Annotated in this window: 8 protein-coding genes and 1 pseudogene; 7 read left to right on the top strand and 2 right to left on the bottom strand. The window is 53.1% G+C overall.

The annotated features are described in order from the left end of the window. The 4 genes and pseudogenes from ACLW56_RS24575 to ACLW56_RS24560 all read left to right on the top strand — a co-directional run. Nucleotides 1–918 (top strand): annotated as a pseudogene (locus ACLW56_RS24575) (RHS repeat-associated core domain-containing protein); the annotation flags it as partial. 507 nt (nucleotides 919–1,425) lie between these two features. Beyond that, entirely contained in the window at nucleotides 1,426–1,806 is a 381-nt protein-coding gene (locus tag ACLW56_RS24570) for a DUF6258 family protein (protein ID WP_330986238.1), read from the top strand. 271 nt (nucleotides 1,807–2,077) lie between these two features. Then, the gene (locus ACLW56_RS24565) at nucleotides 2,078–2,233 is read left to right on the top strand and encodes an RHS domain-containing protein (protein WP_415378141.1); all 156 of its coding nucleotides are present in this window, start codon (nucleotides 2,078–2,080) and stop codon (nucleotides 2,231–2,233) included. A 312-nt stretch (nucleotides 2,234–2,545) separates the two neighbouring features. Beyond that, nucleotides 2,546–4,666 (top strand): TonB-dependent siderophore receptor, encoded by a 2,121-nt coding sequence (locus ACLW56_RS24560; RefSeq protein ID WP_330986237.1) that lies wholly within the window; start codon nucleotides 2,546–2,548, stop codon nucleotides 4,664–4,666. A 148-nt stretch (nucleotides 4,667–4,814) separates the two neighbouring features. Here the strand turns inward: ACLW56_RS24560 and ACLW56_RS24555 are convergent, their stop codons facing one another. Then, nucleotides 4,815–5,069, bottom strand: coding sequence for a GlsB/YeaQ/YmgE family stress response membrane protein (locus tag ACLW56_RS24555; RefSeq protein WP_330986236.1), 255 nt, complete (start codon nucleotides 5,067–5,069; stop codon nucleotides 4,815–4,817). Nucleotides 5,070–5,273: 204 nt separating this feature from the next. Between ACLW56_RS24555 and ycgR the strand changes: the two genes are divergently transcribed. Further along, entirely contained in the window at nucleotides 5,274–6,005 is a 732-nt protein-coding gene (gene ycgR, locus ACLW56_RS24550; RefSeq protein WP_330986235.1) for a flagellar brake protein YcgR, read from the top strand. Here ycgR and emtA read toward each other — a convergent pair. Continuing rightward, on the bottom strand, nucleotides 6,002–6,622 hold the full coding sequence (emtA, locus tag ACLW56_RS24545; protein WP_330986234.1) for a membrane-bound lytic murein transglycosylase EmtA: 621 nt from the start codon (nucleotides 6,620–6,622) through the stop codon (nucleotides 6,002–6,004). The genes ycgR and emtA overlap by 4 nt on opposite strands. A gap of 93 nt (nucleotides 6,623–6,715) precedes the next feature. Between emtA and ldcA the strand changes: the two genes are divergently transcribed. Both ldcA and ACLW56_RS24535 read left to right on the top strand, forming a co-directional pair. Continuing rightward, a complete protein-coding gene (gene ldcA / locus ACLW56_RS24540) occupies nucleotides 6,716–7,627 on the top strand; it encodes a muramoyltetrapeptide carboxypeptidase (protein WP_330986233.1) in 912 nt (303 codons plus the stop codon). 98 nt (nucleotides 7,628–7,725) lie between these two features. Continuing rightward, the gene (locus tag ACLW56_RS24535; RefSeq protein ID WP_330986232.1) at nucleotides 7,726–9,459 is read left to right on the top strand and encodes a potassium/proton antiporter; all 1,734 of its coding nucleotides are present in this window, start codon (nucleotides 7,726–7,728) and stop codon (nucleotides 9,457–9,459) included. Nucleotides 9,460–9,831 lie beyond the last annotated feature (372 nt).

Below are 9,831 nucleotides of genomic sequence, written 5' to 3'. Positions count from 1 at the left end.
CATTTTTATTACCACCACGACCACCACGGCAATCTGACAGAGAAAGACGAACGGGCCATCCGCAAATTCGGCAGCCACACACACCATTATCGGTACGACCTGCAGCACCGGCTGGTGGAGTATCAACAGAGGCAAAATGGCTATATCCACATAAAAAGCCGCTACCGTTACGACCCGGCGGGCAGACGCATCAGCAAACAGGTGTGGAAGGCGACAGTATTCCACGACGGCAGCTGCAGCCAGCCGGAACTGAAGCAGACGGTGTGGTACGGCTGGGACGGCGACCGCCTGACCACCACGGAAACGGAAGGCACCCGCGTCCAGACAATTTATCTGCCGGGCAGCTTCACGCCACTGCTGCGCATCGAAACACCGGCTGCGGAGCTGAGAAAAGCGGCCCGCCGCACGCTGGCGGAAAAGCTGCAACAGGAAGGCAGCGTGACGCTGCCGCCGGAACTGACCTCGCTGCTGGACAGGCTTGAACTGGAAATTCAGCAGAACGGCGTCAGCGAGGACATCCGCCAGTGGCTGGCAGGCTGTGGGCTGACGGTGGAGCAGATGGCCGGGCAGATGGAGCCTGTTTATATTCCGGATCGGAAAATTCATCTGTACCACTGCGACCACCGCGGACTGCCGCTGGCGTTAATCAACATGGACGGCAGCCTCGCCTGGCAGGCGGAATATGACGAATGGGGCAATCTGCTGCACGAGGATAATCCACAAAACCTGCAACAGCTTATCCGTCTGCCGGGCCAGCAGTCCGATGAAGAAACCGGGCTGTATTACAACCGTCACCGTTACTACGACCCACAACAGGGCCGGTATATTACCCAGGATCCGATTGGGTTACGGGGTGGGTGGAATTTGTATACGTATCCACTTAACCCACTGCATTTTACAGACCCGCTTGGTCTTGCCGCTAACCAGCAATGCACGGTAGATCCTATTACCGGGCAGCCTGTTGGTCGATTTATCGCAGATCCTAAGGGGAATGTCATGATGGAGCCTATGGGCGGTTCAACTGGGCCTTATCCACCGCAAAGACTAAATAGTCCTGATACACATACATTTTATGAGAATGGCTCAAATGCGTACAGACTAAACCCATTAGGCCATAAAAGTGTTCAAAAACCACATGGCCATGCTCATTTACCCGGAACAGGCCCGCATGAGACTGGTCAGGGAGCTTCTCTTGATGCCAATGGTAACGTAGTAAAATGGGATAGCAAAGAGGCTCACTTCAGTATCAAAGGCATTGGAGTTCTCAGTACTATACAGCCATTACTGCATATATTTACATTGAGATCATGTAAAAGTGGTTCGTTTACACAATGTTATTGTGCACTTTCTGCTGAAGGTGAAATGGATTCTGACTCGGCAGATAACATATGTTCTGGTGAAGTGTATTAATTTGAGGGTGAAAAATTGATTGAAAGACTATATCTCGGCGATCGTGCCATTATTGCTTTGGAGATAAATAGCAGGGACTTGAAAGTTAGAATAAAAATAGATTCCATATCCAGATTATCACCACAAGAGGAATGGGGGTATGATGATAAACAAAATCTAATTGGTGGATTTCTTGTTTTCTCAGATGTATACCACCTAGAAATATCCCCGGCGGGGATCATTCCTGGTGATTATATAATTGATTATGATTTCATCGAGTGCCCAAATGGAGTTGATTTTTTTATTACTACAGTTGGGCAACCAAATCCCTTATATAAAGGCGATGATGAAAGTATTGTAAGAATAAAATCACTTGATTGTTGGTTAGAAGATGCCAATAAAATAATAGTGCCATGAATATCAGTGTTTGAATTGATGGCGAAATTAGTTATTTAACAGAAAACGAGATCTTAACGTACTGATAAAAGGGTATTGTGGTCCAAACATTCCAGGGATGACTGCCCGTCAGTCGCTGCCTGGCGGAGGTGGGCACTGGCATCACGCTGCGGCCAGTGCTGACAAAGAAGCTTGATGTACTGGCGCAGGAAATCCACCGCCAGTGCGTCAGCAAAGAAACCATACAGTGGCTGGCAGGCTGCGGACTGAACGTTGAAAGATGGCCCGGCAGATGGACCCGGTGTACACGCCGGTACGCACAATCCACCTGTACCACTGCGACTACCGGGGCCTGCCGCAGGCGCTGATAAACGAAGACGGCAGTACGGCGTGGCATGCAGACCACGACACCTGGGGCAATGTGCTGACGGTACCCATAAAATTGTGAACCTTTTTCATTAACTCAATCCTATTCAAGTAACGTAATACATTGTGTTATCACGACACATAGACAGGTCAAACAGATCAATTACCTGGCCAAAAGAACCTGACTCGTTTCGTGGAGCATGTTATCGGTATACCGCCCTGCTCTTCCCCGGCTACCAATATTGGTAGCCGCCTCCTTCTACACTCTTCTTCGCTTGATTCAGTTAACGCAAACAATAATAATTCGCATTATTTTTAATGAAAAATGACATTTTCACACGCTTTGACACGGTGGCGCACAGGAGTGCCAGGCCGCGTTTTTCAGGATTATGCGATGAATAACACTTTGCTTTTCAAACGCTCGTCGGTGCTGTGCGCCCTGGCGCTGGCATTTCCCTGCTCTTCTCTGGCGGAAGAAACCGTAGTGGTAACCGCGCAGCCTGCACAATCCGCGACAGCACCTACGCAAGGCTATACCGCCAAAACCTCTACCGGCGCGACCAAAACCGATCAGCCGTTGATCACCACTGCGCAATCTGTTTCGGTGGTGACTCGCCAGCAGATGGAAGATCAGGGTGCCACTAACGTCAGCCAGGCGCTGAGCTACACGCCAGGTGTTTACAGCACCTTTGGCGGCGCAGCGACAAGATTTGACGCGATTTCCCTGCGCGGCTTCCACGGCGGCGACGTCGATAATATTTTCCTCGACGGTATGCGCCTGATGAGTGACGGCGGCAGTCATAACGTGCTGCAAATCGACCCGTGGTTTATCGACAGAATCGATGTGATTAAAGGCCCGTCTTCCGCACTTTACGGTCAGAGCGTGCCAGGCGGACTGGTCAATCTCACTTCGAAGCGCCCTCAGTTTAAATCTGAAGGCCATATACAGGCGTTTGGCGGCACGCAAAATACCAAAGGCGCGGCTTTTGATTACACTGATGCCATTAACGAGCAGTGGGCTTATCGTATTATTGGCATTACCCGTAATACCGATACGCAATTCGACAATACCCGCGAAGAACGGTACGCCATTTCCCCTTCCCTGCTCTGGCAGCCAGACTCAGACACCAGCCTGTTGCTTCGCGCTTATCTGCAAAAAGATCCCTCCGGCGGCTATCACGGTTCTTTGCCGCTCGACGGCACCCGCTATGAGCACAACGGACGCAAGCTCAGCAATCACACCAACGAAGGTGACGCGGGCGATGGCTATCAGCGTCGCGAGCAGATTTACAGCTATGAGTTCGATCACCAGTTCAACGACATCTGGTCTGTTCACTCCAGCGGCAGCTATACCCATTCGGATGTGAACCTGAATCAGGTTTATCAGGTGGGCTGGATTGATGGCAGCGACATGCTGGCTCGCGGCTATAGCGGCTCAAAAGGTTCTCTGGATGGCTGGTCGACGGATAACCGTATTAAGGCTGATTTTACGACTGGCGAAGTGGCTCACACCGTGGTGCTGGGCGGCGAATACCATCGTTTCCGGAACGATTTATGGACCGGCGCAGGCGGCGCTTCTCCGCTCAATCCATGGACTTACTCCACCCCGCAAACCGGGCACACCGTGACCTACAGCGATGACAACAACCGTCGCTATTATCAGGCAGGTGTGTATTTGCAGGACGAAATGGTCTGGAATCGCTGGCATGCGGATTTGTCTGCACGCTATGACCGCATTGTTTCGCAGCAGGTGAGCGACACCTTTGGCACCTCCACACGCCGTTCTGACGATCACATCAGCACTCGCGGCTCCTTGTTGTATGCCTTCGAAAATGGTCTGTCGCCTTACCTGAGCTACAGCCAGGCGATCACTCCGGCGATGCTGGTCGGCCCGGACGGCAATCTGTTGAAGCCGACTACGGCGGAACAATATGAAGCTGGGCTTAAATTCCAGCCGCCTGGCACCAGCGATATGTACAGCTTCGCGCTGTATGATTTGACCCAAAAAGACGTGGCGACTCGTGATACCAATATTGGCACAGCCACGTTCCTGCCAGCCGGAAAAGTCCATTCACAAGGCATTGAACTGGAAGCACGTAATCAAATTACCCCGCGTCTGAGCACGATTGCCGGTTATACCTGGAACCGCCTGCGCTTTGCCGATACCAAAGATGGCACCGACGACAATATGCCGCAGCTGACACCCGATCAGATGGCTTCGCTGTGGGCGCATTATCAGTTTGATTTCGGCATCAGCGCTGGCGCCGGTGTGCGTTATATCGGTAAGCAGTGGGCAGATGATGCCAACACCGAACGCCTGCCGTCAGTCACCCTGGTTGACGCCATGGTACGTGCGAATTTAGGGGCCTGGACTTCAGCCCTGAAAGGCGCGTGGTTGCAGGTGAATGCCAACAACCTGACAGATCGTGAGTATCTTTCAGGCTGTTATGGCACCAACAACTGCTATTGGGGCGCGGAACGTTCTGTTATCGCCACCGTGGGATATGATTTCTAATCGCAAGCTTGCCTCTGCCGGGCGGCACTTCGTTTGCACCGGCCTACGAATTATCCCGCTTTGTAGGCCTGGCAAGCAAAGCGCCGCCGGGCAATGAAGCATAAAAAAGGGCAGCCCGCAGGCTGCCCTTTTCAACAAAAATAGTAACTTAGTTGCGTCGCAACAATCTGAACACCACCAGCACCACAATCGCACCGACCACCGCGACCAGGAAGCTGTGCATGTTGAAGCCAGTGACGCTCCCGCCCATACCAAACATGGTTGCCAGCCAGCCACCGACTACCGCACCCACAATCCCTAAAATACAGGTAAGGATGAAGCCGCCGCCGTCACGACCCGGCATAATCAGTTTCGCAATCACACCGGCAATCAGTCCAAACACAACCCAGGCAATGATACCCATTTTAACCCTCCTCCAAATAAACAATAGCCATAGAAAAAACGTGCGTATTGTGCGCTCCGGTTCCCTTAAGTATAGGTAAACATTCCTAAAATGTGGGTAAACTTGTCAAATATTTAACGCAGATTTTTTTACTCTGTTTGTATTAAGTTCTCAAACGCACTGCCGATAGTTTACCCATAGTCTGTCATCCAGGAGCTATCAGGCGTGAGTCATTACAATGAGCAATTTCTTAAGCAAAGTCCGCTGGCAGTGTTGAACGTATTGCGCGATCTCCATCGCGATCGTATTCCGTTGCGCGTGTCGTGGGGCACAAACCAGTTTATCAGCCGCATTCTCGATATCTCCCCACATGCGCTGATCATTGACTACGGCAGCCAGGAATATGAAAACCGTGCCGTGGTTCGCGCGGAAAACATCACCCTGTCCGCTGAGACTCAGGGGGCAAAAGTCGAATTCACGGTGCCGAAGGTTAACAGCGGCCAGTTTCTCGATCTTCCTGCGTTCACCATGCCGGTCCCGCCTTCGCTGTGGTTTGTTCAGCGCCGGGAATTTTTCCGTATTGCCGCCCCACTCCACCCGGTTTATTACTGCAAAGCGAAGCTGCCGGATAAAAGCGAAATTCGTTTCCGACTGTGCGATTTGTCACTCGGCGGCATGGGGGTGTTAATGGATGAAGCGCCGCCTGCGTTGCTGAAAGATGGTCTGATGATCCCACAGCTGGAACTGGACATGGGCGAGTGGGGAAAATTTCATTTTGATGCTCAACTGATTTCGCTGAGCGAACGGAAGGTGGTGGACAGCAAAAATGAGACTATCAGCACGCCGCGCCTGAGTTTCCGCTTTCTTAACGTCAACCCCGCTATCGAGCGCACGCTCCAGCGCATTATTTTCGCCCTGGAGCGTGAAGCGCGAGAACGCGCCAATAAAGTCCGTTAATCAATCGCGTCCATGGCCTTTTGCACTTTCCAGATATAGCGAGGGGCCTGCGGTGACGGATGGTTTTTCACGATGTGATCGAAGAACTCTTCTTTATCCATGTCGTTAATCTCGGAGATAGCCTTCTTGCGGTCGGAAGAGAAGGTTCTCAGCAACGCGCCTGCACCGTTCACATAAGACGTTACCAGCGCGTACTGCATCACTTCCGGGTCTTTAATGCCTGCCAGTACGCCGTGTTCAAGAATGCTGAAGTAAGCCGACCCCATCGAAATATTGCGCTCAGGGTTCTTTAAATCACTGACAGAAGGATCACCGCTCCAGCCCATGTAGCGATAAACTTCGCGCCCGGCAGTAGAAGGTTTGAGCTGCATCAGGCCGACCGCTCCGGATTTACTGATGACATTCGGATTACCGCCAGATTCCACGGCGATAATGGCGGTGATGAATTTCGGATCAAGCCCCCAGGCCGCGCCAGCTTTTTGACTGATTGGCATCCATTGCATCGCCTGCTGGACAGGCACAGTGGGATTGTAAGGGGGCTGGGTATAATCGTATTTCGGTTTTGAGCTACAGCCCGCAAGCAGAACAGCCAGAATGGCAAACCCTCTTAATTTCACGCATCTATCCTTCTGATGGAAATGTGCCGCGCATAATGACAACGCGTTCTTCAGGCGGCATGATAACCGTTTCATTCTCTGCAAGGAATTGCCATGAATCTGTTTCATCTGATCGCGCCATCGGGCTATTGCATTAACCAGAAGGCCGCGGCTCTCGGTATCCAGCGTCTTGAGGCGCAAGGCCATCAGGTGCTAAATCAGCAGGTTGTCACCCGTCGCCAGCAGCGTTTTGCTGGCACCGAGGCCGAGCGAGCAGAGGATGTTAACGCCCTGGCAACCCTTACCGGAAACAACACGATAGTGATGCCCGTGCGCGGCGGTTACGGGGTAAGTCGCTTACTCGATAAAATTGACTGGCCTGCGCTTGCTGCTCGCCAGCAGCAGGAACCTTTGCTGATTTGCGGTCACAGCGATTTCACCGCCATTCAGATGGCTTTGCTTTGCGAAGGGGTGATTACATTCAGCGGACCAATGATTGCGGGGAATTTCGGTGCGGAAACGCTTAACGATTTCACCGTCGATCACTTCTGGCGCGCCCTGCGCAATCCGGAGTTCACTCTCGAATGGGCAGGACACGGGCCAGAGTGCATAGCGGAAGGCACCGTCTGGGGCGGCAACCTGGCGCTGTTGGTCTCGCTTATCGGTACGCCGTGGCTGCCCAAGATCGAAAACGGCATTTTGGTGGTGGAAGACATCAACGAACATCCGTTCCGCGTTGAGCGCATGCTGCTGCAACTTTTCCATGCAGGTATTCTGTCGCGCCAGAACGCCATTGTGCTGGGCAGCTTTAGCGGTGCGGAGCCCAATGAGTATGACGACGGCTACGACATTCCCGTGATGGTCGATTATCTTCAGTCACGTCTGGCTATCCCGGTTCTCAGCGGGCTGGATTTTGGCCATGAGCAGCGCACCGTGACGCTGCCGTTGGGTGCAAAAGGCCGTTTAGTGCATAACGGCGTCACCACGACACTCTCCCTGAGCGGACATCCGGTTATCGCTGAATAAAAAAACTATTCATATCTCTGATAAATCCATCGTTTCACGTACGAATATGGTAACGTTTTAGCTCTTCAAACCGCGCGAAATCCGGGAGTACGTGAACGTTGGATGCTGGAGCAATAATCAGTCTGTTTATTTTGGGTTCGGTGCTGGTCACCCTTAGCATTTTATTGAGCTCATTCTCCTCCCGACTCGGCATCCCGATTCTGGTCATTTTCCTCGCCATAGGCATGCTCGCCGGCATCGACGGCATTGGCGGCATTCCGTTTGATAACTATCCCTACGCTTACATGATCAGTAACCTCGCGCTGGCGGTTATCCTGCTCGATGGCGGGATGCGCACCCAGGCGAGTTCGTTTCGCGTAGCGCTCGGGCCCGCACTTTCACTCGCGACCGTTGGCGTGCTGATAACCTCCGGGTTGACCGGCATGATGGCGGCCTGGCTGTTCAAGCTCAATTTGATTGAAGGGCTTTTGATTGGCGCGATTGTCGGCTCGACCGACGCCGCGGCAGTGTTTTCACTGCTGGGTGGCAAAGGGCTTAACGAACGTGTCGGCTCAACGCTTGAAATTGAATCCGGCAGTAACGATCCGATGGCGGTGTTCCTGACCATCACCCTGATTGAGATGATCCAGCAGCATCAGGCCGGGCTGAACTGGATGTTTGCGGTGCATATTATTCAGCAGTTTGGTTTAGGTATTCTGATTGGCCTGGGCGGCGGCTACCTGCTGTTGCAGATGATCAACCGCATTTCGCTGCCTGCGGGGCTTTATCCTCTGCTGGCGCTGAGCGGCGGGATCATGATTTTCGGGGTCACCACAACGCTTGATGGTAGTGGGATTTTGGCAGTTTACCTCTGCGGTTTTCTGCTGGGTAACCGCCCAATTCGCAACCGTTATGCGATTCTGCAAAACTTTGATGGTCTGGCGTGGCTGGCGCAAATCGGCATGTTCCTTGTGCTCGGCCTGTTGGTGACGCCTTCTGACCTGCTGCCGATAGCCATTCCGGCCTTGTTGCTTTCCGCAGGCATGATTTTCTTCGCTCGCCCGCTTTCGGTGTTCATCGGCCTGCTGCCTTTCCGCGGGTTTAATCTGCGCGAACGCGTGTTCATCAGTTGGGTTGGATTACGTGGTGCTGTGCCGATCATTCTTGCCGTTTTCCCGATGATGGCCGGGCTTGAGAACGCGCGCCTGTTCTTTAACGTCGCCTTCTTCGTGGTGCTGATTTCCCTGCTGTTACAGGGCACGTCGCTGTCCTGGGCGGCGAAAAAAGCCAAAGTTGTCGTCCCGCCGGTCGGTTGGCCTGTCTCGCGCGTGGGGCTGGATATTCACCCGGAAAACCCTTGGGAACAATTCGTCTACCAACTGAGCGCCGACAAATGGTGCGTGGGCGCTGCCCTGCGCGACCTGCATATGCCACGTGATACGCGTATCGCCGCGCTGTTCCGCGATAACGTACTTTTGCACCCAACGGGCAGCACGCGGTTACAGGAAGGCGATGTGCTGTGCATCATCGGTCGTGAGCGAGATTTACCACTGCTCGGCAAGCTGTTCAGTCAGTCGCCGCCGGTAGCACTGGATCAACGCTTCTTTGGTGACTTCATTCTGGAAGCCAGTGCCAAATTCGCCGATGTGGCGCTGATTTACGGTCTCGACGGCGGGGAAGAATTCCGCGATAACCAACAGTCGCTGGGCGAAATCGTGCAGCACATGCTCGGTGCTGCTCCGGTTGTCGGCGACCAGGTTGAATTTGCTGGCATGGTGTGGACGGTGGCCGAGAAAGAAGACAATGAAGTGCTGAAGGTGGGTGTTCGTGTCGCCGAAGAGGAAGCGGTGTAGCGCGCTTGTCTTGCCGGGTGGCGGCTTGTCCTCTGCAGCCTGATGCCCTCTCCCCGGCCCTTATGTCTTGATCTTCTCCGTTTCTGCGGAGAAGATCCCCGACTGATCATCGGGAGGTTACCGGTGAGCATCACCCGGCCCTGGTGCCCCTGAGCCCGTGGGAGAGATTATGCCCCGGTAACCTGTTTCCCTGTCGCCTCAAGACCGAACGGTATCCTGTGCCCCGAGCACCCACATATAAGGATGGTCCGGCGATATTATTCATAAGGTTATGGAGTGCCATGATGAGTCTTGTCTCCGTCGGCGTTGATATCGCCAAACTCAAGTTTGATGTTGCTGTCCTGCTGCCAAATCAGAAGTACAAAACCAAAA

The sequence above is a fragment of the Pantoea sp. sgz302252 genome, assembly GCF_047713085.1.
Lineage (GTDB): Bacteria > Pseudomonadota > Gammaproteobacteria > Enterobacterales > Enterobacteriaceae > Scandinavium.
This window is presented reverse-complemented; position numbering and strand designations above follow the sequence as displayed.